Origin of the sequence: Rhizobium sp. 1399 (assembly GCF_031455475.1) — a bacterium.
Classification (GTDB): domain Bacteria; phylum Pseudomonadota; class Alphaproteobacteria; order Rhizobiales; family Rhizobiaceae; genus Rhizobium.
Map to the genome: position 1 here is coordinate 1 of NZ_JAVDSU010000017.1, position 23,687 is coordinate 23,687.

The 23,687-nt window shown below is 58.9% G+C and carries 29 protein-coding genes and 1 tRNA gene; 16 read left to right on the forward strand and 14 right to left on the reverse strand.

Features of this window, described 5'->3' with window-relative positions; translation table 11 throughout:
* The 3 genes from J2X71_RS33290 to J2X71_RS33300 form a co-directional block, all read left to right on the forward strand.
* Window positions 1-936, forward strand: a 936-nt coding sequence (locus tag J2X71_RS33290) for an O-antigen ligase family protein (RefSeq protein ID WP_310389179.1), incomplete at its 5' end; no start/stop codon positions are given.
* Between the two features lie 61 nt (window positions 937-997).
* On the forward strand, window positions 998-1,177 hold the full coding sequence (locus J2X71_RS33295; protein WP_310389181.1) for a hypothetical protein: 180 nt from the start codon (window positions 998-1,000) through the stop codon (window positions 1,175-1,177).
* A gap of 198 nt (window positions 1,178-1,375) precedes the next feature.
* Window positions 1,376-3,598, forward strand: coding sequence for an adenylate/guanylate cyclase domain-containing protein (locus J2X71_RS33300; protein WP_310389184.1), 2,223 nt, complete (start codon window positions 1,376-1,378; stop codon window positions 3,596-3,598).
* An 8-nt stretch (window positions 3,599-3,606) separates the two neighbouring features.
* Here the strand turns inward: J2X71_RS33300 and J2X71_RS33305 are convergent, their stop codons facing one another.
* The 4 genes from J2X71_RS33305 to J2X71_RS33320 form a co-directional block, all read right to left on the reverse strand.
* On the reverse strand, window positions 3,607-4,119 hold the full coding sequence (locus J2X71_RS33305; protein ID WP_310389186.1) for a YHS domain-containing (seleno)protein: 513 nt from the start codon (window positions 4,117-4,119) through the stop codon (window positions 3,607-3,609).
* A 30-nt stretch (window positions 4,120-4,149) separates the two neighbouring features.
* Window positions 4,150-4,740, reverse strand: a complete 591-nt coding sequence (locus tag J2X71_RS33310; RefSeq protein WP_310389188.1) for an ankyrin repeat domain-containing protein — start codon at window positions 4,738-4,740, stop codon at window positions 4,150-4,152.
* 479 nt (window positions 4,741-5,219) lie between these two features.
* Window positions 5,220-5,519 (reverse strand): hypothetical protein, encoded by a 300-nt coding sequence (locus tag J2X71_RS33315; RefSeq protein ID WP_310389190.1) that lies wholly within the window; start codon window positions 5,517-5,519, stop codon window positions 5,220-5,222.
* 111 nt (window positions 5,520-5,630) lie between these two features.
* On the reverse strand, window positions 5,631-6,347 hold the full coding sequence (locus J2X71_RS33320; protein WP_310389192.1) for an HAD family phosphatase: 717 nt from the start codon (window positions 6,345-6,347) through the stop codon (window positions 5,631-5,633).
* A gap of 145 nt (window positions 6,348-6,492) precedes the next feature.
* On the opposite strand from J2X71_RS33320, the gene J2X71_RS33325 reads away from it, so the two are divergent.
* The gene (locus J2X71_RS33325) at window positions 6,493-6,921 is read left to right on the forward strand and encodes an NUDIX hydrolase (RefSeq protein WP_310389194.1); all 429 of its coding nucleotides are present in this window, start codon (window positions 6,493-6,495) and stop codon (window positions 6,919-6,921) included.
* A gap of 281 nt (window positions 6,922-7,202) precedes the next feature.
* Here the strand turns inward: J2X71_RS33325 and J2X71_RS33330 are convergent.
* Window positions 7,203-7,278, reverse strand: a tRNA-Ile gene (locus J2X71_RS33330).
* A 192-nt stretch (window positions 7,279-7,470) separates the two neighbouring features.
* Between J2X71_RS33330 and J2X71_RS33335 the strand changes: the two genes are divergently transcribed.
* On the forward strand, window positions 7,471-7,839 hold the full coding sequence (locus tag J2X71_RS33335) for a response regulator (protein WP_113324523.1): 369 nt from the start codon (window positions 7,471-7,473) through the stop codon (window positions 7,837-7,839).
* Here J2X71_RS33335 and J2X71_RS33340 read toward each other — a convergent pair.
* The 4 genes from J2X71_RS33340 to J2X71_RS33355 all read right to left on the reverse strand — a co-directional run bounded on the left by J2X71_RS33340 (window position 7,794) and on the right by J2X71_RS33355 (window position 10,025).
* A complete protein-coding gene (locus tag J2X71_RS33340) occupies window positions 7,794-8,084 on the reverse strand; it encodes a DUF2934 domain-containing protein (protein WP_310389196.1) in 291 nt (96 codons plus the stop codon). The two genes, J2X71_RS33335 and J2X71_RS33340, sit on opposite strands and share 46 nt — an antisense overlap.
* 143 nt (window positions 8,085-8,227) lie before the next feature.
* Window positions 8,228-8,419 carry a hypothetical protein gene (locus J2X71_RS33345; protein ID WP_007824152.1) on the reverse strand — a complete coding sequence of 64 codons (192 nt, stop codon included), beginning with the start codon at window positions 8,417-8,419 and terminating at the stop codon, window positions 8,228-8,230.
* On the reverse strand, window positions 8,416-9,081 hold the full coding sequence (locus J2X71_RS33350; RefSeq protein ID WP_113324525.1) for an acyl-homoserine-lactone synthase: 666 nt from the start codon (window positions 9,079-9,081) through the stop codon (window positions 8,416-8,418). Before J2X71_RS33350 ends, J2X71_RS33345 begins: the two co-directional genes overlap by 4 nt.
* 218 nt (window positions 9,082-9,299) lie before the next feature.
* Window positions 9,300-10,025: a LuxR family transcriptional regulator gene (locus J2X71_RS33355; protein ID WP_310389200.1), complete on the reverse strand. Its 726-nt coding sequence runs from the start codon at window positions 10,023-10,025 to the stop codon at window positions 9,300-9,302.
* 126 nt (window positions 10,026-10,151) lie between these two features.
* Between J2X71_RS33355 and J2X71_RS33360 the strand changes: the two genes are divergently transcribed.
* Window positions 10,152-10,337, forward strand: coding sequence for a hypothetical protein (locus J2X71_RS33360; RefSeq protein ID WP_007824145.1), 186 nt, complete (start codon window positions 10,152-10,154; stop codon window positions 10,335-10,337).
* A 596-nt stretch (window positions 10,338-10,933) separates the two neighbouring features.
* Window positions 10,934-12,862 (forward strand): DUF5054 domain-containing protein, encoded by a 1,929-nt coding sequence (locus tag J2X71_RS33365; protein ID WP_310389204.1) that lies wholly within the window; start codon window positions 10,934-10,936, stop codon window positions 12,860-12,862.
* Here the strand turns inward: J2X71_RS33365 and J2X71_RS33370 are convergent.
* The 3 genes from J2X71_RS33370 to J2X71_RS33380 all read right to left on the reverse strand — a co-directional run bounded on the left by J2X71_RS33370 (window position 12,859) and on the right by J2X71_RS33380 (window position 13,766).
* Window positions 12,859-13,104 carry a DUF2934 domain-containing protein gene (locus tag J2X71_RS33370; RefSeq protein WP_310389206.1) on the reverse strand — a complete coding sequence of 82 codons (246 nt, stop codon included), beginning with the start codon at window positions 13,102-13,104 and terminating at the stop codon, window positions 12,859-12,861. The two genes, J2X71_RS33365 and J2X71_RS33370, sit on opposite strands and share 4 nt — an antisense overlap.
* A gap of 230 nt (window positions 13,105-13,334) precedes the next feature.
* Window positions 13,335-13,550 carry a hypothetical protein gene (locus J2X71_RS33375; RefSeq protein WP_310389208.1) on the reverse strand — a complete coding sequence of 72 codons (216 nt, stop codon included), beginning with the start codon at window positions 13,548-13,550 and terminating at the stop codon, window positions 13,335-13,337.
* Window positions 13,551-13,559: 9 nt separating this feature from the next.
* Window positions 13,560-13,766, reverse strand: a complete 207-nt coding sequence (locus J2X71_RS33380) for a hypothetical protein (protein WP_310389210.1) — start codon at window positions 13,764-13,766, stop codon at window positions 13,560-13,562.
* A gap of 321 nt (window positions 13,767-14,087) precedes the next feature.
* Between J2X71_RS33380 and J2X71_RS33385 the strand changes: the two genes are divergently transcribed.
* Both J2X71_RS33385 and J2X71_RS33390 read left to right on the forward strand, forming a co-directional pair.
* Window positions 14,088-14,471 carry a hypothetical protein gene (locus J2X71_RS33385; protein ID WP_310389212.1) on the forward strand — a complete coding sequence of 128 codons (384 nt, stop codon included), beginning with the start codon at window positions 14,088-14,090 and terminating at the stop codon, window positions 14,469-14,471.
* A 95-nt stretch (window positions 14,472-14,566) separates the two neighbouring features.
* Window positions 14,567-14,974 (forward strand): DUF4174 domain-containing protein, encoded by a 408-nt coding sequence (locus J2X71_RS33390; protein WP_310389214.1) that lies wholly within the window; start codon window positions 14,567-14,569, stop codon window positions 14,972-14,974.
* 4 nt (window positions 14,975-14,978) lie between these two features.
* On the opposite strand, the gene J2X71_RS33395 is transcribed toward J2X71_RS33390, so the two are convergent.
* Entirely contained in the window at window positions 14,979-15,689 is a 711-nt protein-coding gene (locus tag J2X71_RS33395; protein ID WP_037099755.1) for a GntR family transcriptional regulator, read from the reverse strand.
* A gap of 267 nt (window positions 15,690-15,956) precedes the next feature.
* Here J2X71_RS33395 and J2X71_RS33400 point away from each other — a divergent pair, with 267 nt between their 5' ends.
* From J2X71_RS33400 to J2X71_RS33430, 7 genes are all read left to right on the forward strand, one after another.
* On the forward strand, window positions 15,957-17,045 hold the full coding sequence (locus J2X71_RS33400) for an ABC transporter ATP-binding protein (protein ID WP_310389217.1): 1,089 nt from the start codon (window positions 15,957-15,959) through the stop codon (window positions 17,043-17,045).
* A 29-nt stretch (window positions 17,046-17,074) separates the two neighbouring features.
* On the forward strand, window positions 17,075-18,373 hold the full coding sequence (locus tag J2X71_RS33405) for a PotD/PotF family extracellular solute-binding protein (RefSeq protein ID WP_037072416.1): 1,299 nt from the start codon (window positions 17,075-17,077) through the stop codon (window positions 18,371-18,373).
* 89 nt (window positions 18,374-18,462) lie between these two features.
* On the forward strand, window positions 18,463-19,374 hold the full coding sequence (locus tag J2X71_RS33410) for an ABC transporter permease (protein ID WP_310389221.1): 912 nt from the start codon (window positions 18,463-18,465) through the stop codon (window positions 19,372-19,374).
* A 1-nt stretch (window position 19,375) separates the two neighbouring features.
* On the forward strand, window positions 19,376-20,197 hold the full coding sequence (locus J2X71_RS33415) for an ABC transporter permease (RefSeq protein WP_113324565.1): 822 nt from the start codon (window positions 19,376-19,378) through the stop codon (window positions 20,195-20,197).
* A gap of 1 nt (window position 20,198) precedes the next feature.
* The gene (locus J2X71_RS33420) at window positions 20,199-20,942 is read left to right on the forward strand and encodes an aspartate/glutamate racemase family protein (protein WP_310389224.1); all 744 of its coding nucleotides are present in this window, start codon (window positions 20,199-20,201) and stop codon (window positions 20,940-20,942) included.
* A 110-nt stretch (window positions 20,943-21,052) separates the two neighbouring features.
* The gene (locus J2X71_RS33425) at window positions 21,053-21,541 is read left to right on the forward strand and encodes a heme-degrading domain-containing protein (RefSeq protein ID WP_007824116.1); all 489 of its coding nucleotides are present in this window, start codon (window positions 21,053-21,055) and stop codon (window positions 21,539-21,541) included.
* Window positions 21,542-21,664: 123 nt separating this feature from the next.
* Entirely contained in the window at window positions 21,665-22,288 is a 624-nt protein-coding gene (locus J2X71_RS33430; RefSeq protein ID WP_310389226.1) for a DUF2799 domain-containing protein, read from the forward strand.
* Window positions 22,289-22,297: 9 nt separating this feature from the next.
* Here the strand turns inward: J2X71_RS33430 and J2X71_RS33435 are convergent, their stop codons facing one another.
* Window positions 22,298-23,542 (reverse strand): AGE family epimerase/isomerase, encoded by a 1,245-nt coding sequence (locus J2X71_RS33435; RefSeq protein WP_310389228.1) that lies wholly within the window; start codon window positions 23,540-23,542, stop codon window positions 22,298-22,300.
* Between the last annotated feature and the right edge of the window lie 145 nt (window positions 23,543-23,687).

The following is a 23,687-nucleotide window of genomic DNA, read 5'->3' on the forward strand; positions in this document are numbered from 1 at the left end:
CGGCTGATCCTGGAAGGCGACGCACGTATTTCGCCGCTCTTCCATAACAACCTGATCCATGGCGCGATTGGCTGCGGCTTCCTGATGATCGGCGCTTTCTACTGGCTGTTGCACGCCTGGGAAACCGGCAAGCTCGCGCGCCGTTCCGGCAGCTGGGTTATTGCCGTCGCGACACTCATCATCGCACTCTGCCTTTTCAATATTTATGGCTCCAAGGCGAAAGGCGTCTGGCTGAGCCTCGTTCTCGTCGGGCCGCTCATGCTGGCCTCGCTGCTGCTTTACGCAAATAGACGCCGGGCCGCCTTGGTAGGGGCTGTTGTCGCCGCTCTCATCGCAGCAGCGCTTTTTGTCGGCGGCGATGATATCTGGAGGTTTGCCGGCCCGACCTATGAGGCAACCGCACGGATCGAGACCGAAATCTCTGCTCACGGCGCATGGAATGCTGTCGCTGCTGCGATCGCGTCAAAAGATACGCCGGAATCGATGAGTGAACGGCTGCAGCTCTGGGCGAATGCTTCGGAAGTGATTGCCCAGGCGCCTCTCTTTGGTGCCGGTAACCACTGGCTGACGCTCTGGAACTCGACCACCTATGCCAGCGTGCCCTATACGCTGCTCCATAACGGCTATTTCGAGATGCTTGTTCGTCACGGGCTGTTCGGCATTATCGTTTTCGCCATATTGGCAACGGGCATGTACAGCCGCGTTTTAGCTGCGTGGAGAGCCAAGCTGATCAGCCTCAGCGCGCTACTCGCCTATAGCATGGTGACGCTGTTCTTCCTTGGAACGATCCTGTCCAACTCCAACAACCGGCTGGCAATCGGCGAATCGTTCTTCTTCGTGTTCTCCGCCGTCGCGTTTGTCTGCGGGATCATGTTGAAGAAGGGAGAGATCAGGCAGGATACCGGCATGGTATCTCGGGATCAGAAGGCTGCCTGAGAGGGCGAAGGAACCCAGCCCAAAAGGGGGTTCCGAGCGCTCCTAGGCTGGAGCGCCCGCGTTGTCAGATACCGAAATCGTCCAGAAACGAAGGATGGACAGCGGTCTTCCTTGCCTCGCGCGCATCACGATAGCGCTGCTGGGCAGAATCGAAGCTATTAACGATCCGTCGGATAAGGCCGCTTTTGCGGCGTTTGAAAATCAAGTGCATAGCAAGCTCGCTTTTTCTTATTTTTGTTAGCTGGCAGCATATAATTTGCGCAACGTGGCGCGGCAATGAGCATTTTGGCATGCCACCTATGCAGAATATGACAGTGATATGACATGGAAGGGATCGCGGTCAGCCTAAGGCGTCCGAGGCCGATCAATGGCCGCGATGGTATCGGTCATAGCGGTGCTGTAAGATGCGGCTGTCGTCCTTTCGGGGGAAGAGACTGACATGGAACGCCGCCTTGCAGCCGTGCTGATTGCCGATGTCGTGGGCTATGGCCGTTTAAGCCAGGTCGATGAGGAGGGGACGCGTCTGCGTTTCCAGGCAGATATGAGCGAGGTTGTCGAGCCCCTGATAGCCGAGCATAGCGGGCGGCTGGTCAAAACCATGGGCGACGGGCTGCTGGTCGAATTTCACAGTGTGGTCGAAGCCATGCGCTGCGCAGTGGACGTGCAGAAGCTGAAGGCGAAGCACAATGCGGAGATTCCGGCCGATTTTCGCCTGGATTTCCGCATCGGCATCAATCTCGGTGACATCATCGTTGAGGGGAACGATATTCACGGCGATGGCGTCAATCTCGCCGACCGTATGCAGGTGCTCGCGGAGCCCGGCGGGATCGCGATCTCCGGGCCAGCCTACGACCAGGTGAAATCGAAGCTCGACGTCGGTTTCGTTTCACTCGGCGAGCAGAGGGTCAAAAGCATCGCTGAACCCGTGCGTGTCTACCGCGTCGTGTTCGATCCGGCGGCAGCAAAGAAGTTCAGTAATCTGCGAAAGTATCTCAGCCGTCGGCGCATCGCGGCAATGGCTGCTGCTGCCGTCCTGCTCATTCTGGCAGGAGCGGCGCTGTGGTGGCAGCCATGGGCGCTGCTCGAAAACCCGTCGTTGACCCAGCGCTTTGCCTATCCTTTGCCGGACAAGCCCTCCGTTGCCGTGTTGCCGTTCATCAATGTCAGCGGCGACGTGGAGCACGATCATCTTGCAGAAGGCCTGACCGATGATCTGATTACGGAACTGTCGAAAGTCTCCGGCCTCTTCGTTATCGCGCGCCACTCCGTCTTTGCGGTGCGCGATGATGGCGGCAAGATACAGGATGTGGCGGCTGAGCTCGGCGTCCATTACGTCCTTGAAGGGACGCTGCAGCGCGCGGGCTCACGATTGCGCATCAATGTCAAACTGATCGATGCGCTGAGCGGTCTTTCCCTCTGGGCCGAGCGCTACGACCGCGAATATGCCGACCTCTTCGCAGTCCAGGATGATGTCATCAGCAAGATCATCGCAGCACTTGCCATCAGGCTCAGCGAGGGCGAGCGCACGCAACTGGCGCAGATCCCGACGGAGAACCTAGAGGCCTATGATTATTACATGCGCGCCGAGCAGGCGGGCCTCACCTATGGAGACGTGGGAACCTACCGAGAGGCGCTTTCCTATTACCAGAAGGCGATTGACCTCGATCCGAACTTTGCCGATGCGCATGCGGGGATTGCGCGCATCGCCGTCGATGTCTGGCGCAACGACTACAATATCCTCTGGTCGGCGGCCGTGGCCCGCAAAATCGCCTATGACGCGGCAGGGCAGGCATTGAAGATCGATCCGAACAATGCGCGGGCGCATACGGTCCTTGCCCTCCTGCAACTGGTCGATGGTCGCCAGACGGAGGCGCTGATATCGGCGAACCGTGCCGTGCAGGCGCAGCCGAGCGACGCTGAAGCCAATGGCAATCTGGCCCTCGTGCTCGCTCATATAGGCAATCATGACCAGGCGACTACCGAAATGGAAAAGGCGCTGCGCTTCGATCCTTCGCCATCACCCGGCTTCCAATTGCTGGCGGGTATCGTCTTCTACATCATCGGTGATGACGACCGGTCGATTTCGCTGATGGAGGCGGCCCGTGACGCGCTTCCCAATGCGGAGGCTGCGCGCGAATTCCTGACTGCGGCCTATATCGAGGACGGCGACAAGAAACGCAGCCTGCAGGAAAAGACGAAGCTGCTGGCGCTCTTTCCCGAAAGCAATCTGACCTATTACAGCTATCTCTACGACTACTGGCGCAAGGAGGATCTGAACCTGCATTTGAGCAGGCTGCAGAAAGCGGGAATTCCTGAATGGCCTTTTGGATTTCAGGGTGAGAAGGCTGATCAGGTCACCGGCGAGCAGTTGCGCGATCTCATCAGCGACAAGACCTGGGCCGGCAAACACCGCAACGGCACGCAATTCGTCCAGTTCTTCGACAAGGCCGGCAATACCGCCTACCGCAGCGCCAACACGAATATCACCGGCACCGTCGAGATCAGGGGAGACTGGCTCTGCGAGAAATTCGCGGGCTATTTCCTCGACAGGATGGTCTGCGGCAATGTCTATCGCAATCGCACTCCCGAAGAGCCCGGCGCGACATATGTGCATGTCACGCCGCAGGCGCTGAAATTCTTTTCGATCGACGCTGACCGGTGATTGGTCACCTACTGGGCAGACGGATGCTGCCAGTCTTTCTGCGCCTTCTCCGATATCAGGATGTTCTGCACTTCCGACCAGTGCTTCTGGGAGTCGACCACCTTCGTCGGGTTCTTTACCAGTCCGTCGGCCGCACCCGGATCATAGCTGATATAGAGCTTGCCTTCGATGATCCGCCAGGCATTCGGATCGATATTGGTGGTGACCGTTCCGAAGGATACGCCATCGGCGCAGTAGCCGCCATATTGCGGGGCATATTTGCCAGGATCCTTGACGAACATGTCACGATGCTCGGCGCTGGCGAAATACCAGGTCGCGCCCAGCCAGTGATGGGAATATTGCGGCGACCCTTCCACGGCTTTATCATCAGTGAAATAGGCGACCGGGTCATAGCCCTTGATCGCCACATCCCCGAAATAGCCCGTATTGACGAAGTCTTCTGCTGCGGCTTCGTTTGCCAGCAGCAGGACGGCAAGTCCACCTATAGCTGCGGCCTTCACAAATCCATTCCAGTGAGACATTTCAATGCTCCCGTTTTCAGGCGCGCACGCTCATTTTCGCTTCGTGCATTCGTCATAGAGCCACTGACCCGTAAGGTCCGCTCCCTGACAGGCGGCGCCCGCTTTCAACAAAAGAGTGACGGAATCCCAGTGCGATCGCCATCCGGCCTGGGTCACCGGCGTGTAGCCGTTTCTTTCCTTCGGCTCGATATCGGCCTTCTGCGCGAGCAGGAAAGCGATGACATCGGCATGGCCTTCCTCGGCTGCCGCATGCAGCGGCGTCATGCTGTAGAAGTTCTTGTGATCATTGACGGAGGCGCCTTTCGCCACCAGCAGCTCCACGATATCGAGATGGCCGCCATAGGCCGCCGCATGTAGCGCCGTTAGCCCGCCCTTGTTGCGGATTTCGATGTCGCAACCGCGATCAAGAAGAAGAGTGACGACATCGGCCTTGCCGGATAGGGCGGCAATCAGCAGCGCCGGTTCGCCCGTATCATCCAGTTCAGCGAGGTTTGCTCCCTGATCGGCAAGCTGCTTGACACGCTCGACATTGCCCTCGCGCGCCGCATCATGCAGTGGGCCCGCGGACGCTGCGGAAATCCCAAGGCCGAAACAGATGAAGCTGATCCAAAAGACATTCATCGCGCACCCCCGTCTTGCCATCCCTGGCTTACAAGCGCGAAAGTGTAGTTAAGCTATCATGAATATGAGGGGGCGGCAATAAATAGCGATGCTATCGGCAGGCCCTGACAGGTGAGAGGCTCTAAAAGGGGAAGATGGTCACAGGACGCCCGCATAAGCTATGGGTGCGTCACTCACCGAACCGTGACCTACAGCCTGCCGGCAAACCTCGGCCTGGCGACGCTCGGGCTTGTGGCCGGCGACTGGCTTGAAATCGAAGTCCCCGTCGAGCTGAACGACTGGGCCGGCTGGGACTACCTCGACACTCTATCCGTGGGCCGGTTTGGCGAACCCAAGGTTCAAAGCCGCCGTTCCATCGCGACGTCCCACTCCCGGTTGGAGGTAATGGTGGCGAGCTGGATGCGGCCGACCATGCATTCGCCGTCAAAGTCGGTGAAGTCTTGTCGACCTTCGTCGGGGCCTCGACCTCAGCGTTGGCTTCAGGACGAGTTAGGCTCGAAAACTCCCAGCAGACCCAAGATGATGAAGAGTAACGTGACAGAGGTCACCACGACCCAAAGAGGCCAGGCGATCAGTAATTTGTCTCTTGGCTTCTCCAACACGCAATCGTCCTCACCGCCACGGTCCGATTGATATAATTCTGGCCCGAAATCTTTCGTAAAATCGAAGCCATTTCGACGGTAGAAAATGATCGATCTGATCCACCAATACCAGCTATAGGCGCAAAAGCCGCCCACGAAGAACAGGGCGAACCAAAGTTGCAATCGATCTTCACTCAATCAAGCTTCCCCATCAATATTTCCATCTTCCTCCAGTTCGTGACTGGTGGATAGGATAGCGCTGATGACGCAGCGAGTCAGCGCAACGCACTGCGATAAACAAGTTTTCCTTTATGAGAGTACCCTGCCCAAAGAATTCTCCGGCTTCGCGTTTGCGCATGATGCGATCTCAATAAGCCCGATGAGGTCGCTAATTTCTGCCATAGAAGAGCAAATGCAGGCTGCCCCCGCATCTAAGAGGCGCATCTGTAGGGTATCATACGCATGCCCGCCCCCGATGAAGCCGACGGACCTCATCCCCGCGCGCCTTGCCGCTGTCACACCCGCGACGGAATCCTCAACAACGATGCAATCTGTCGGATCGAACCCCATCTGGGATGCTGCGAACAGAAATACATCAGGCGCAGGTTTCGAGCGCTTAACCTGGCTGACAGAGAAGACATTAGGAGTGACATGCCCCAGCATCCCGGTGCGATCAAGATTGTCGGCTAACGGCGTCAGATCTGTTGATGACGCCACACATACCTCGTGCCCGTGGTTCTTGATCTTTGTTATCGCGTCCGCCGCGCCGGCTATCGCTTTCAACTCTGTTATAAATCGGCGGTCGCATTCACGTAAAAGATCGTCAAGCCAGCAATCCGGCAGGTTCAAACGGTGCTCGCCGGCGAGCGTCTGCCAAGCAGTCCGATGGGGGATTCCTGCAAACCGCTCGGCGATCGTCGACGCAGCTGTCGGGTGGCCCAGCTTGGTAAGCGCCTCAGCGTCGACCGCACAAAATATAGCCTCTGAATCGATCAGCACGCCGTCACAGTCGAATATCACCAGCATTCCGCTTCTTCCTTTTGCGAAACAATATGATTTGAGTTGATTGGTTCTTGATCTTGCGCCAGATGGCAAGGCCTAAGGTTGCGATCCCGGAGTCGACTGTATCGAAAGGCTATCGTTATCGATCATTGGCTTGAGAGGAGAGTGGATGGCGCAAGAGTCGTACCTTTCTGAACTCGTACCCAAAACGGCCGAGATCCTGCGAGGTCAGAAAGTCGACCAACGCGGGGCTTTATGCTGGCAGGTTGTTGATTCCGGTGAGATCGAGGTCCTGCTGATTAGCAGTAAAGACACCGGCAGATGGGTCATTCCGAAAGGAAATATCGAGAAGAACGAGCCGTTGCATAAATGCGCTCAACGTGAGGCGTTGGAGGAAGCTGGCATCAAGGGGCGCGTGTCGAAGAAAGCCTTAGGCTACTACACCTATCTTAAGGACGTGAGTAAGCCGCCCTTTCTCGTGAGCGTGTTCCTCCTCGAAGCTGAAAACGTAATCGGCACCTTCAAGGAAGTTGGGAAACGAAAGCTTATTTGGGTTTCTCCTTCGGAAGCCGTGGCTATGGTTGGCGAGCCAGACTGAAAGGTATGTTCAGATCAATATCCGGCTCGCAACCGCCAAAGGTCTTCAGGAAGGCTGTCGAGAGAGCGCTCTTGCGGAGGAGAGTATAGAAACTCTCATTTGAAGCGTGTTCCTTCAAGTGCTGTTTGAAGGGTATTCAAACCATCGACTTGCAAATCCAAAAATTCCGGAACCTGGTGTCAAAATTCCGGTTTTCCGCGTCCGGCTACAACTACGTTGGAAGATTGTAGCCAAAGAGCTTAGCTGAGCAATGAAAAATCCGGCTAAGTCATTGAAATAAATGGTGGGCCCGGAGGGACTCGAACCCCCAACCAAGCGGTTATGAGCCGCCGGCTCTAACCATTGAGCTACAGGCCCGGCACCTAGGGTGCGGTCAGCCGGGGCAATGGCACCCGCGGCTTTTGTCCGCTTAACGCAAATCCGGGACAGTCACAAGCCATGAGCGCAAGCATCTGTGGACGATGCATATTTCCGGTTTGCCCTCTGGAACCTTCGCACGCGGGCTACATTTACTCCTGTCAGGCTAGATCTGAAGAGGGCGATCGCAGAATGGTGGCTTCCCAGGGTGCCGTGGTGCTCATCGTCGAAGATGAGCCGCTGATCAGGTTCAATATTCTGGATGTGCTTGAAGAGGTGGGGCACGTGGCGCTCGAGGCTGGGAGCGCGGATGAGGCAATGGTGCTTCTGAAGACCCGCGACGATGTCGATGTCCTCTTCACCGACGTCAACATGGCCGGTTCGATGGACGGCATACAGCTCGCCAAGCGGGTGAGGGCAATGCGGCCGAATATCGGCATCATCATCACCTCGGGCCTGGTGCGGCTCGATCCCATGTCGCTGCCGGCCAACACGGCTTTCCTGCCGAAACCCTATCAGCACGAAGCCTTGATCTCGGCGATCGCTTCCATGACGCGGTAACTCAGGCCCGAGCGATCAATCGGGGCTCGCCATCGACGGCGGCGGGAGGGGGCGCCCGTTGCCCTGGTCGCGGCTTCGGTTTCTTCGATCTGCTTGCGAGGCTGTTCGTTGGCCTTTGTCGGTTCGCCAGGCAGTTCGGCTCCGGCATCGCTCAAATGGCGCAAATCTTCACCATCCGACCTGCCTTGCACTTCCCAGATTGCGTAGGCGTGCTTGCGCACACGGTCCTCATTCCGGTCCGTCATGGCGATCTCCCCTGGTTTTTCGATCATCGTAAAACCGGCCGGGGAGCCGAATGTTCTGACAAGGCGCCTGAGATCGAGAGGCGCAGCCGAGCCTGAAGGGGGAGGTCTGCTTCAAGCCCGGCCGCTGGCCCCCGGGGGAGCCGTTAATTGTAGCTGCTTTTCAGCAGGTCGTTTTCCTGATGCGCCTTCTTCTCATAGATCGTGAAGAGGGCCATCGAGAGGAGATAGGAGAGGAAAGGGTCTCCCATCTGCGTGGCGATATCGCGGGATGCGAGGATATGTCGTTCCAACGCACCGATATCTTTTTGTACGGTGGTTTCACTCAAGCGGTTCATGCTGCCATCTCCAGGAATTGCGTCACGACGGAACGCGTCGGGACGTAGCGGGTGTAGAGGGGGGTATCGATGCCGAGGGATGCACGCATCCTGTCCAGCACGCGTTCGGAAACTTCGAAGGCGCCGCAGCAGACCGGATATTTGCCGTAGCCGTCGGCGCGACCGAGTTCATCGACCTCGGCGCCGGCGCGCTTGTAGACGCGTTTCAGATGGGGTTCGTAGTTGGAGATCATGGTGTGGATGCCGTGATCGAGGGCGCATTCGCAGAGCGCCAGCAGCAGCATGGAGAAGGCGCGGCCGGCGTCGACATCGGGAAAATCGTCGGCGATTGCTTCCTCGTCGATACACATGCGGGTGCCTTCCCAGATGCCGGGGGCGACGAGATTGGCTGCCTGCGGGAAGGTTGCGCGGAAGACGTCGTAGAGGAGGGTCGGTCCGGTCGTCGGCATCAAGCGCATGCCGCCATAAAGGCGGGTGCGGGTTTCGTCGCACCAGACGAGATAGGCCGGGCAGAGCGAGTCATAGCTGTCGCGCTCGAAGGGGCCGATTACCGGAACGTTCCAGCCAAGGGTGTCCGCAAAGACTTTCTTGCGCAGGCGGAACATCTGGTCGAGTATGAAAGCGTATTTCTGATACTCATGTGCCTGAATGATAACGAACATTTTTCCCTCCAGCGTGTTGGGTTCGTGAGGGCAGAATGGTTCAGGACGGCGGTATCGGAAATTCCCTCATATGGGTGCCTACAGATGAGCCCCCGCATATGGGGGGGTCGTTTGAGGCTCTTTCTGGTCAGCTTGAATCGTTCCATTGGCTGAAACGGGCTGCCTGATCGGCCGGCCCGTTTCAGCTAACAGAATGCTTCAATCTGGTTGGGAAAAGCCTAGGGGTTGATGATGCGCAGCTGCACGGCCCGCGAGGCGGCCGCGGAAATCGTGGCGCAGCCGAGCTTGAAGCGGGCGGTTTTCAGGTAGTCGCGAGTCGTATGCTCGGAAATGCCGAGGATGACGGCGATGTCCTTGTAGTCCTTGCCGAGTGCCGTCCAATGCAGGCATTCGATTTCGCGCGGGGAAAGCGTTGGTACCGGGTCGTTCTCGCCGTGAAGCTCGTAGATGGCCTTCCGATGGATGACATGGGCGATCTCGATCCACTCATTGCGATAGAGCTTGACCATGGCGGTCCAATCATCGAGCGGAATGCGGGCGTTGATCGAAAGCAGCGCGCGGCGCTGTGCCTTGTCGGCAACGGGGATCGAATAGCCGTTGCCGCCGATCCCGTGCTTCTGCGCGTCGACGAGCATGGCATAGGCTTCCGGTGTCGGCTCCACCTCGCTCCAGTCGAAGGGCAGCTGGCGCTCGAAGCCCTGCTTGACGATCGGATCGACCTTCACATAGCTGTTGAGCAGATAGCGCGACACCCAGGCATCCGGATAGGTGGTGCGCACGAAAGGGGCGTCGATCTTTGCCGCAATAGTCTGGGCGAGGTGATAGGTGACATAGTCAACGGCGTACTCCGCCTGGAAAATGCGGATGGAAGCATCGACATTGATTGCAGCCTTGATCTGTTCGAAAACGGTTTCGAACTTTTGGGAATAACTATTTTCCGTCATCGTGCCGCCTGTCTCAAACCGTTCAATCCTACCGCGAGGAATGTCAAAAATACAAGGCATCCCCACATATGCGGGGAATGACTTTTCCAGATCCGTCTGTTAGCGCCTTTTTCGGGGAGGCTCCAGATGGACAGCAAGAGAACGTTCGATATCGCCGAGTGCCATCAGGCAGCCAAAGGGCTGAGATCGAGCTGGCAGGACATGGCTGGCTCCGAGGCGCTAATCCGCGCGCTCGTCGCCGAACGCAACGGCGATACGTTGCTCGCCTTGTTCTGGACAGAGGTTCACCGGACGCTCTGCGAAGAGAAATAATCGCTCCTTTATCGCTACATCAGTCACGCATTTCTTGACAGGATCGGCGAGTGCTTGCCGGACAGGTCGCGGCGCCGTTTTGACGCCGCGCAACTGCCAGAAATCGGCCCGCCCGGATAAGGCCGTTTTGGAATCTCGCAGCGCAATCGCGCGGGAGAAGGAATTCGTGCGCCTGATCGGAACGCGGGACATGGACGGTGATTTCGATCATGGAGGCCATTGGCAAGAGGTCCGGGCTATGTCGTGTAAGGCAGCAAGATGACAGGTGTATCGCGAGTTCAACGCCCTGGTCAGTCAGGTTAATGGCGTATGAACACGTTTTCACATTTTGTAGCCACTTAATTTGCGTTGCCTGCCGGAAGCAAGGTGGGCAAAGTCCAGCTCGATGAAATATCCAGCATATTCTGGGGTGCTCAAGCAAATATGCTTGACGGATCGTTACCACAAAGCGCAAATGTCTTTGTGGAAACGATTACACAAAATGCCATTGTGCCATATTGGGAGGGCATCGGGATTGCGTGTCGAACGCAAAACCATTTGCGTTGCGTCTCATGAGAGCTGCTTGACGACGGCAGGACTGATCTAGCGGAATGCAGATGACAGAAAAGCGCGTGCATCTGGTCTTCAAGACCCATCTCGATATCGGTTTCACCGACCATGCCGAGAAGGTTCGCCGTCAATATCACGAGCGCTTCATTCCGCAGGCGATCGAGACCGCGGCACATTTCTACGCCGAAAACCCTGAGGAGCCGAAGTTCATCTGGACAACAGGTGCCTGGCTGATCTGGGATCATCTGAATTCGCGCTCGCCTGCCGAGGTCGCAGCACTGGAACAGGCGATCGAACGCGGCCTCATCCGCTGGCACGGGCTGCCTTTCACCACGCATACCGAGCTGATGTCGCCCGACCTGTTCCGCGCGGGCCTTTCTTATTCGCAGGAGCTCGACCGCCGTTTCGGCGAGCAGACGATTGCGGCGAAGATGACCGACGTTCCCGGCCACACACTCGGCATGGTGCCGTTGCTTACCGAGGCCGGCATCCGCTTCCTGCATCTCGGCGTCAACACGGCTTCACCGCCGCCAGACGTGCCTGACATCTTTCGCTGGCGCGCGCCTGATGGTGCCGAAGTCGTCGTCATGTATCAGCGCTCGTACGGCGAGACCTATTTCCCCGAAGGTTTCGACGACGGACTGAGCTTTGCGCATACGCAGGACAATATCGGCCCCCAGAGCGTGCCGCAGACGGCGGAAGCCTATCGCGATATGCGCCGCCTCGAGCCTGACGCGGTGATCCGCGCGGCGACGCTGGAGGATTATGGCGCGATCCTCTGGGAAAAGCGCGAGCGTTTCCCGGTGCTGGAGCTGGAGTTGGGCGATAGCTGGATCCATGGGAGCGCAACCGATCCCTTGAAGACGGCGAAATTTCTGGCCCTGCAGCGGCTCTATGATCGCTTTGCGGGCGAGGGGCTCAATCGACGCAGGCTGGCCTTCGGCCGCGGGCTTGCCATGGTGGCGGAGCATACGTGCGGAGTGGATATCAAATCCTATCTGCGCGACGACAAGGCCTGGGCAAAAGCCGATTTCAACGCCGCGCGCAAAACGGATTACCGTTTCGCCTATACCGAGGCGTCATGGGATGAGCAGCGCGGCTATATCGATCAGGCCGTCGCCGAACTCGATGCCGATGACCAGCAGCGGGCGCAGGCCGTGCTCGCAGAACTCTTCGCGCCGGCGCTCGTCGGCAGTACGAGCCGCGAGATCCGCCTAAGTGCCGGCGGCTGGTCGATCGAGCTTGATGAGGTGACGGGCGATGTCATGGCGCTCACATCACCGCGGGGGCGGCGGATTGCCGGTCACAACGGCTCGCTGATCGCCTATCGCTATGAGAGCTACGATGCTGCCGACGTTGCCAGGCATATGGACAGCTATCTGACACATCGGCAGGAATGGGCAGTGCTCGATCACGACAAGCCCGGGCTTGGCTGTTCGGGTGCTGCGCTTTCGAAGGTCTTTGTGCCGAGCCTGGAAAGTGCGGGCGAGGGTGGGGTTCTGTTGTCCATGCCGGCCGAGGCCGTCGGGCGGTTTGGGGCGCCACGCCAGCTCGCCGTGGAGTTTTCGGCTGATGACGGTGCTCTGCAACTGCGGCTCTCACTGCGCGACAAGCCGGCCAATCGCATGCCGGAGGCAAGTTTCCTGTCGTTCACGCCTGATGGCGCAAAGGACTGGGTCTTCAGGAAGATGGGGCTGTGGCACCGATCCGGTAATTTCGCCAGGTCTGGCGGCGCGCAGCTTCAGGCGGTCAACGCTGTCAGCGGCGTATCAGGGGATGCCGGAGCGCTCGTCATCAAGCCCCTGGATACGCCGCTGGTTGCGCCACAGAGCTGGGATTTCATGTCCTTTTGCAAAGGCTTGCCGGATTTCGATGATGGAATCCGCTTCAACCTGCACAACAATAAGTGGGGAACCAACTTCCCGATGTGGTGGGAAGGCGATTTCTCCGCTCGTTTCAGGATCGCTCTGGATTAGCCGGTGCGCGACAGCCTCTGGCGTGAGGTGGCGCTATCTGCCGGCTTGGGTGCTTTGGGCGTTTTCGGGAATTTGACGAGGACTTCATTGCCATCCGTCGAGGCACGCGTACGTTCCAGCCGTTCGCGTTCGGCTGTTGCCTGGAGCCAATGTTCGGCATCGCGGCCTTGCGGCCTGCCTTCCATTTCCCAGATCGCGTAGGCTCGCTTGCATATCCACTCATGCCGGGAGGTGTTGCTCATCGTTCCGTCCTTCTTGCGCCGATCTTCTTCCCCGCAATCGATTCCACACGATTAGACTCCCGCCAAAGGCGGTACCTCAAGCTGATCTTGCAGAAGGAGCCGGCAATGCCGGCATTTCGAAGGGGGCCACATGGCGTTTTGCCATGCTCACCAGAAGAACGATTTCACCTGGCATGTGTTCCCGACATATTCTGTGAAATTTCGCTCCAAGGGGGCGGAGGGAGGTACGGTTATTCAGAGCGTGACCGTTCGCTGTTGGCCTCATCGTGCTTGATGTTCCAGTCCTTGTTGGACTTCTGGCCGGGTGGCGTGCGGTGGATGGTGGCATCATCGGAATGGGTGATGTCGCGCGGCTTGGCGCTGGAGACGCCGCTGTTGCGGCGGCCCCGGTCCGAGCGCGTGAACTGTCCTTCGGCGTCTTTGTGGATCTTGTCCTTGCCGCTCACGATCGCGTCCTACTCGTGAATACGATCAGGCAGGACAGGCGGACGGCGCTTGGCTGCCATCAGCAGGTCCAGTTCGACGGAAGACGGGCCGAAGCGAGTAAAGAGGCTTTCGGCCTGCTCGTTCTTGAGACCGTATTTGGTGGCGAATTCGTGAAGACTATAGGGGCGGCCACGCAAGGTGCGGCTGCGTCGTTCGGTTTGGTGAATTTCCGTCATTGCTGATCTCCCCAGGCTGCTTCCTGAGACAAAACCGGCCAGCGCGCTAAAGGTTCCAAATCCGACCTTTCGATGCTCTCCTGGTGGTGAAACGCCGTTTGAGCCTGCTTCGACAGCAAAAAAATGCCGGCAAGTCACAATGGATTTCAATCGGTTAGAAGATGCCGGCGGGCAGGCCGGTCAGAAATGGCTTTATCACGCCTGTGTTACTCTATAAAATGAATCGTGTATCCGGTCCGAGGGAGGAGTCGAGCTGTTGTTTCCGCGTCGATCCGGGCCGGGTCTTGAGGAAGCTGGCTTAATCCATCAGAGGAGACAGACATGATGAATGCACTGCCGCCACTTCACAACGGACATGCCCCGTTTACCCTGCAACAGCTGTTCCGTGTGGCACTTTATGCCTACGAGGAATGGGACAGCGAACTGACGGAGCCGATTGTCACCCATGAAGGCAGGGTCATTCCGATCAGCTTCGTTTTCGAAGCCATGCGCGAATGCACCGATATCGTCCCGGCCAATATCGTCGGCGCCGTCACCGAACGGCTGACCAAGCCCTGGGAAGGCGAGGGACCGCTGGACCAGATGACCTTTTCCACGGCGGCGCGCGTCATGCGCGTTCTGGTGCGCAAGCGCCTTCTTGCTAATGGCACGCCTGATATCGTCGCGCTTTCGACGCGTGCATCCGAAGCGGAACCCCGCGAATAGGCATTCGGGATCGCGGCATTGGCCGCGATCCTATTCCTCGCGGGGAACCCTGCTCATTTCCAGCCGTTGAAACAGGCAGAGAAGGAATGAGCACCATGTTGAGATCCATTCTACACGAAATTATGGGAACGGGCATTCGCGAGGCCCATCTGCCGCGATCGCTGGAACAGTTTCTCGGTGAAAAGAACGTTCTGATCGTCTTTGCGGATGCCGAGGACGACAGGCCGATCGTTCAGGACGAATTGCTGCGCAAATCACAGATGCGGCTGATCGAAGATGATATCGAGGTTTTCACGATCGCCGGCGGCGGCGCATTCTCGCTTTTCGAGGATGGGCGCGACCTCGATGCCGACGAGCTGCGCGATGAGCTTCAGGGGCCGCTCAGCGGCGAATTCGGGCTCGTGCTGGTCGGCATTGACGGCAAAGTGAAGATGCGCTCCAGCGAGCCGATGAGCGTGGAGGATATCAGCCGCGCTGCTGCTATCTCGCCGCCGAGCCACTGAGCTTTCAGAGTTCGAATGCTTCCTTGAGGCCGAGGCTCTTTCGTTCTCGCAGGTCGAGGTCGGCCTCGATATGGGCGATATGGTGAAGCATCAGGTGGCAGGCACGGTCGAGCTCCTTGCTTTCGATCGCTTCGATGATATCGCCATGTTCGGAATGGCCGCAGCTTGAGACCGTCGACTGGCCGTAGAGGGCAATCACCAGCGACGACCGGGCGACCAATTCTTCCATGAAGCGCTGCATGATGGCATTGCCGGAGATCGCGGCGAGCGTCAGGTGGAAATCGCCGGATGCCTTGATCTCGGCCCGTCTTGCTGTCTGGCCGCGCTCGCTCATCAGCCGGCCCTCTTCCAGAAGCAATTGCTTGAGATGCTGGATATCCGAGGGAGTGATGCGGGCGGCCGCGTCCCGCAGGATGCCGGGCTCGACCAGACGGCGGGCGGCAAAGATCTGCCGGGCCTCTTCCGGAGAGGGATAGGCGACGAAGGCGCCGCGGTTTTTCTCGACGCTGACGAGACCTTCGTAGGAAAGCGCCTGCAGGGCGGCGCGCGCCAGCGTGCGGCTGACATTGAAGAGATTGCCGACATCGCTTTCCGACAGTTTCGTGCCGGGTGACAGGCGCCGCTCGACGATAGCCTCCCTGATTGCATCGCGGATCTGCGGGACGCCCGTTTCCTGGGTGTCGTCGTGGCTCATGGCGCTGGCGGCGGATTTCATGAAATCGGTTTCCTTGATGTCGGCAAACCATAGCCGCCTTCGTCTCAAAAGTTAAATAGAATTTGTTCTCATAACGAAGGTCAAATTGTATACGATTTTCTGCACGAATTGAGGACGAAAGCCCATTTTGTGTGCAGTGCGAAAAGTGCCCGAGATTTCGTCGAGCGGCGTGCTGTCATGAAAAATCCATGGTTTGCAAGGGTTTGAGATGCGGTGATCAAATTGGCACGGCAGATGCATCGTCTTTCTCGAACAGGGGAAGACACGATGTCGAAAGCGGCAGAGATCGATATAGCATCCGTTTCCAAGGTCTATGGCGCGACCACGGCGGTCCATGCCATCAGCCTGAAAATCCCGGCCGGTTCTTATTGCTGCTTCCTGGGGCCGTCAGGCTGCGGCAAGACCTCGACGCTGCGCATGATCGCGGGTCACGAGAGCATTTCATCGGGCGATATCCGTCTCGGCAATGTCGTCGTCACCGATTTCCCGCCAGCAAAACGCGGCACGGCGATGATGTTCCAGTCCTATGCGCTGTTTCCGCATCTCGACCTCGTCGACAACGTCGCCTTCAGCTTGAAGATGAAGGGTGTCGACAAGGATGAGCGCCGCGCCAAGGCGCTGGAGATGCTGAAGCTGATGCAGATGGAGGCCTATGCCAGCAGGCGGCCGGCGCAGCTTTCCGGCGGCCAGCAGCAGCGTGTCGCGTTGGCGCGTGCCCTGATCACCGATCCGGAGGCGCTGCTGCTCGACGAGCCGCTTTCCGCACTCGACCCGTTCCTGAAGATCCGGATGCGGGCGGAACTGAAGAAGCTGCAGAAGACGCTTGGCATCACCTTCGTGCATGTGACGCACAGCCAGGAAGAGGCGATGGCGCTCGCCGATATCATCGTCATCATGAATGACGGCAAGATCGAACAGGCGGCGTCACCGCGGCAGGTCTTCGAAAAGCCGGCGACAGCCTTCGTCGCCCGCTTCATGGGCGATCACAATGTCCTTTCGGGCCGTGTCGCCTCCAGCGAAAACGGCGTGATCGTCATGACGGTGCCGGAGGGGCAGAGCTTTTCCGTGCGCGGGACGGGCAGGGAAGTCGGCGAAGCCGTCGATATCGGCATTCGCACCGACCGCGTACGCCTTCAGGTGGCGACCGAATGGACCCTCGGCTTCAACGGCATCGTCTCCAATATCGAATATCGCGGCTCCTCGGTGAAGATCACCGTCTTTGGGGCTGGCAGCGACGATTTCACCGTCATCGCAAGCGACAGCGATTACTTCGCCAGCCCGGTCTCGGTCGGCGATGCGGTGTCTTTGAGTTGGGCTTTGGAGGATGCCGTCCTCCTTGGCCGCGTTTCCGCATGAACTTCAGCATCAAGAAAAGGGGAACTGCAATGACGACTGAAACGAAAACCACCAAGGCGGAAAAGGGAATTTCCCGCCGCTCGCTTCTGAAGACGGGTGCTGCCGCCGTCGGCGCTATCGCCGGCTCGGGCGCCATCACCGGCTTCCCGACCATCTGGGCGCAGTCCAACATCACGCTTCGCCAGTTCGGCACCGGCGTTTCGAACATCAATGCGATCGCCGAGAAGTGCAAGCAGGACCTCGGCATCACGCTGGAAATGACTGCGACCGATTCCGACGCCGCCGCCCAGCGCGCTGTGACCCAGCCTGACAGCTATGACATTGCCGATATCGAATACTGGATCTGCAAGAAGGTGTTCCCGACCGGCGTTCTGCAGCCAATGGACGTCAAGAAGCTCAAGTATTTCGATAAGGTCGTGCCGATCTTCACGACCGGCAAGCTGAAGGCGGACAGCACGATCGCCCAGGGCACGGCGCCGCACACCGTCGGCTTCGTCGAGGCGCAGGACTCCAAGAAGTTCGCCAAGGAGCAGACCCAGTGGTTCACGATGATGCCGACGATCTACAATGCCGATACGCTCGGCATTCGCCCTGACCTGACCGGCCGCGAAATCACCTCCTGGGCCGACATTCTCGATCCGGCCTATAAGGGCAAGACGGCCATCATCAACGTGCCGTCGATCGGCATCATGGATGCGGCAATGATCGCTGAAGCCTCCGGCAAGATCAAATATGCCGACAAGGGCAACATGACCAAGGAAGAGATCGACAAGACGATCGAATTCCTGATCAAGACCAAGGGCGATGGCCAGTTCCGCGCCTTCTGGAAGAGCTTCGACGAGTCGGTCAACCTGATGGCTTCCGGCGAGGTCGTCATCCAGTCCATGTGGTCGCCGGCCGTTGCTGCCGTCCGCTCGAAGGGCATTGCCTGCACCTTCCAGCCGCTCAAGGAAGGTTACCGCGCATGGGGCGGCGGTCTCGGCCTTGCTGCGCACCTCAAGGGCGCGCAGCTCGATGCCGCCTATGAGTACATCAACTGGTACACGTCCGGCTGGGTCGGCGCCTATCTCAACCGCCAGGGCTATTACTCGGCCTGCCTTGAAACCGCCAAGGGTTTCATGACCGCCGACGAATGGGGCTACTGGATGGAAGGCAAGCCGGCACAGGGCGACATCCTCTCGCCAGAAGGCAAGGTTATGGAGAAGGCCGGCTCGGTTCGCGACGGCGGCTCCTTCGAAGACCGTATCGGCCATATCGCCTGCTGGAACTCCGTCATGGACGAAGACCGCTACATGGTCCGCCGCTGGAACGAGTTCATCGCGGCTTAAGCAAAACCCCCTCCCGCTTGGGAGGGTTGGGGAGGGGTCTTCACCGATCCCTCCCTATTCGGACAGGGCAGATTTCCGAAGGGGGAAGAATGGCCACGATCGCTTCAGAGCAGACGATACCGGCAGCGGAGGCGCCCAAACGCTCCTTCCGGCTTGCGCCATGGGCGATCTCCTATCTGCAGGCGACGCCGCTGATCGCCATTCTGGGCTTCTTCTTCATCCTGCCGATCCTGATGATCGCGGTTGTCAGTTTCTGGGACTATGATTTCGCCGGTATCTATCCCGACTTCCTGACCATGAATTATACCGACACGCTCGGTTCATGGGTGACGTGGAAGACCTATCTCAATACGCTGAAATTCACCGTCATCGTCTGGGGGCTGACGCTCTTCATCGGCTTCTGGGTCGCCTATTTCCTGGCCTTCCATATCCGCAAGACCTCGACGCAGATGATCCTTTTCCTCGTCTGCACCGTGCCCTTCATGACGTCGAACATCATCCGCATGATCTCCTGGATTCCTGTGCTCGGGCGCAACGGCCTCGTCAATTCGGCGCTGGTGGAGATGGGCATCGTGCCGCAGCCGGTGGAATGGCTGCTCTATTCCGATTTCGCCGTAGTGCTCGCCATGGTGCATCTCTACACGCTCTTCATGGTCACGCCGATCTTCAACACGCTGATGCGCATTGACCGCTCGCTGTTCGAAGCGGCGCGTGATGCCGGTGCTTCCGGCTGGCAGGTGCTGTGGAATGTGGTGATCCCGCTTGCCAAGCCCGGCATGGCGATCGGCACGATCTTCGTCGTCACACTCGTCATGGCTGACTTCTCCACCGTGCAGGTCATGTCCGGCGGGCAGAGCGCCTCCGTGGCGCTGATGATGAAGAACCAGATGTCGCTGCTGCAATATCCGGCCGCTGCCGCCAATGCGGTCGTGCTCCTGGTGGTCGTGCTGATGATGGTCGCTGCGATCCTGCGCGTCGTCGATATCCGCAAGGAGCTCTGAGATGAACCGAGAAAAACGCTCCCTCGAATTCTACGTACTTGCCGCCTTCTTCGGCCTTTTCGTGCTCTTTCTCTACGGGCCGCTTTCGGCGATCGTCATCCTCTCCTTTCAGGGGCCAGATGGCGGTTTGACTTTCCCGCTGAACGGCGTTTCGACGCACTGGTTCTTCAATCTCTTCGAAAAGCAGGCGGTCGGTGATTTCGGCGCCTCCTTCCAGCGATCCTTCATTCTCGGCCTGATGGTGATGGTGGTAACCGTCGTCGTCTCGCTGATGGCGGGCCTTGCATTTCGGCGGCGTTTTCGCGGCTCGTCGGTATTGTTTTACGCGACAGTCGCAAGCCTCGTCGTGCCATCGATTATCATCTCGCTCGGCATCGGCGTGGTTTTCCAGCAGGGTGGAATACGGCCCGCGTGGTATTCCTCGGCCTTTGGCGCGCATCTGACCTGGACGCTGCCGTTCGGCGTTCTGATCATGTTTGCCGTCTTCAATCGCTTTTCTCCAGCCTATGAGGAGGCCGCGCGCGATCTCGGGGCGACCTCCTGGCAGACCTTTCGCCATGTCGTGTTGCCGATGATCGCGCCGAGCCTGATCGGCGTCGGCCTGTTCGGCTTTACGCTCTCCTATGATGAGTTCGCCCGCACGCTGATGACGTCCGGCACCTACAATACGCTGCCGCTCGAAATCTACGGCATGACCACGAACGTCACGACGCCGGTGCTCTATGCGCTCGGCACGGTCACGACGCTCTTCTCCTTCACCATCATTCTCGTCGCACTCGGCATCATGACGATGCTTGGCCGGCGCCAGGCAAAGACCCGCTGACATGCGCATATTGATCGTTAATCCCAATACGACTGCTTCCATGACCGAGAAGGCAGCGACCGCGGCGCGTGCGGTCGCCGCTGTCGGCACCGAGATCATCGCCGCGACCTCGCGCATGGGGCCGGTTTCCATCGAGGGGCATTATGACGGGGCGCTTGCCATCCCGGGTCTGCTGACGGAGCTGAAAGAACGGCAGGAGGCCGGTTACGATGCGGCGATCGTCGCCTGCTTCGACGATACGGGGCTCGACGCCGCGCGCACCTTCGCTGATGTGCCTGTTCTCGGGCTCTGCGAATCCGCTGTCGCTACCGCAGGCTTCCTTGCCCAGCGCTTTACGGTGGTGACGACGCTGGAGCGGTCCCGGGTGCTGATCGATAATCTCGTGCGCCGCTATGGCATGGGCAGTCGTGCGAAGGTGAGGGCATCGGATATTCCGGTGCTGGAGCTGGAAGATGCTGCGTCTGGCGCGCTCGGCAAGCTGAGAGCGGAAATCGAACGGGCGCTTTCCGAAGATGGTGCCGAGGCGATCGTGCTTGGCTGTGCCGGCATGACGGATTTGGCGCGCGAATTGCAGGATATCTACGGCGTGCCTGTCATCGATGGGGTCGCGGCTGCCGTCAAGCAGGCGGAAGCACTGGTGTCGCTCGGTCTTTCGACCAGCAAGCGCGGCTCCTATGCCTCGCCGCTGCCGAAACATTTCACCGGCGCTATGAGCGGTTTTGCGCCGATCCGGGCAGTCGGATGAGCATCGCACCGAAGCTCTTGACGGTGCATAGTGCCAAGTTTCTGCTTTACTTTTCCCCCTCGCGTGAGAATTGTCACAGCCGATCATCACGCTGAGAGGAGAGCCGTGCCATGTCGATCGACGAAGATCTGATCCGCATCGCGGAACAGGAAAAGGCACTGAGCTTTGATGCCTTCGATCTGACGACTGCATGGCAGCTTGGCAAGCTCTTGCAGGAACTCGCAACCGAGCGCGGCCTCGGGATTGCCATCGATATTACGCTGCATTCCATGCCGGTGTTCTATGCGGCCTTGCCGGGTGTGACGCCTGATAACGTCAATTGGGTCCGCCGCAAGCGCAACATGGTGTTCCGCTATTTCCGCAGCAGCTATGCCTCCGGCCTCAAGCTCCAGAAGGAAGGCAAGACGGTTGAGGACAACGGGCTTCCTCCCGCTGATTATGCCCCGCATGGCGGCAGCTTCCCGATCAATGTCAGGGGCACGGGCTGCATCGGCGCCGTCACCGTATCCGGCCTGCCGCAGCGCGACGACCACAATCTCGCGGTCGAGGCCCTGGCGCTGATCCTGGCGAAGGATCTTGAAAGCCTGCGGCTTGCGTGAAGCCTGCCGCATTTTCGACAAATAAAAGCCACGGAAATTGCAGGATCGCGATCCGTTCCCGGTGACGGTTATAATTCGTGACGATAAGGTGCGCCCGGTTTTGTGACTTGCTGCCGGGACATCATGTTACGTTTGCTCTTTGCCTTTGCTGCCATTGGTTTCAGCCTTTTCCTCGCCTCCTGCAATACGCTCTCGAAGGAAGAATGCGTCGCCGCCGACTGGCGGGTGATCGGTGAATCCGACGGCGCTGCCGGCTACGAGCCGCAGGAGCGTTTTGCAGCGCATGCCAAATCCTGCGAGCGGGTGAAGATCGTGCCCGATCAGACGATCTGGTATCAGGGTTATCAGGCGGGTCTCGTGCGCTATTGCACGCCAATGAGCGGCCTGATGCACGGGCAGGCGGGTCACGGCTACTCCAATGTCTGCCCTCCGGAGACGGCAGCAGGCTTCCTGCGCGGCTATACGCTCGGGAACCGCCAGCATTCGCTACAATCACGGCTAAGCTCGCTGCAGGGCGACTACGGATCGAAGGAAGCCGAGATCGACGACCTGTCGCGCAAGCTCAAGGATGCGCCTGATGCGGACCGGCATGATATCCGCCGGCGGATGGACGATCTCGAAGACGATATGCGTCGCATTCGCAGAGAGCAGCGCGACGTTGAGGACGAACTCGATGACGCGAGCGCTGAGGTGCAATGGTTCCAGCAGAACCCGGACGCAGCGCCGCCGGTCGCGCCCGGCTATTGAGGCTTTTCCTCAGAGCTTGCCGCCGGCTTCGCTGATGCCCTTGGTCAGACTGCCCGTTGCCGGGAAGAGCGGGATGAGGCAGGCCTGCAGGGCGTGGTAGATGTCGCCCTTGCCGGGGAAAAGCGAGTGTGAGGGCACGAGGTCTTCCGTCAGTTCCTCGTGCCAGCCGCCGTTCTTGTGGTCGATGAAGCTGCGCTCGATCACGTTCCAGATCTTGCGGTAGCATTCTTCGTGATAATCGCTCGGCAGGTGTTCGTTGAGGAAGTGCGCAGCAGCCGCACCCTCGCAGGCCGGCCACCAGAGCTTGTTGCGCTTGGCCGGTTTATCGGCCCAGTCGAGCGTATAGAAGAAGCCGCCCTTGTGGTTGTCCCAGCCGAGCACCATGGATTGCTCGAAGAGGGCCTTTGCCGCATCCGGCATCCATTCTATGCGCTTGCCGCCGAGCGCCCAGAGCTGCAGGATCAGGCGGGTCCATTCCAGCCAGTGGCCGGGCGTCGTGCCGGCCGGACGGAACATTTCGTTCGGATGATAGTAATTTTTGTCGAGGTTCCATTCGGCATCGAAATGCTCGGCGACGCGCCAGCCGACGGAGCCAGCCGAACGGCGGATGACGAGGTCGGCGATGCTCTCGGCCTTGGTGAGGTAATCCCGATCGCCAGTCGCTTCGAATGCGGCCATCAGCGCTTCGGTGAGGTGCATGTTGGAGTTCTGGCCACGATAGGCGCCGCCATCGAGCGGCTGCCAGTCGGCGGTGAATTCCTCTGCGATGGCACCGTGCTTGGCTTCCCAGAACCTCGTGTTCAGGACCTCGGTGATATCGGCGAGCATGCCGTCTGCCAGGGGATGGCCGATCGTCTTTGCCGAGGAGGCGGCGAGCAGCACGAAGGCGTGGCCGTAACCCTGCTTGTTGGAATCAACCGGGCCTTCATTGTTCAGCGACCAGAAGTAACCGCCATTCTTGCGGTCGCGGTGGTGGTTCCACAGATAGTCCATGCCGTGGTCGACGATATCGGCGGCACCGGGGCGGCCGAGCAAGGTGCCGATCGAGAAGCAATGGACGGCGCGCGATGCGATATGGATCGGACGCACCTGTCCCTCGGCATTAAGCGGCTTGCCAGCGTCGTCGAGATCGTAGAAGCCGCCTTTGGGATTGATGGAGTTATGCTGGAAGAAATCAAAGAGGCCGTTGGCCTGCGAGAGCAGCCAGCCGCGATGATAGGCGCGGGTGGACCAGTTGCCGAGTGCAGGTGCCATGATACTCCTCCGAATTCGTGCACAATGCCTTTAGGAAAACGCCTATATAGAGGTCGGGCGAGTCTGTCATCCGCCAAGGCTTGCAATAGCCTAAACCGATAGGCATATGTTGACATAAAGATATCTTTATGTGATTTGTCGTTTC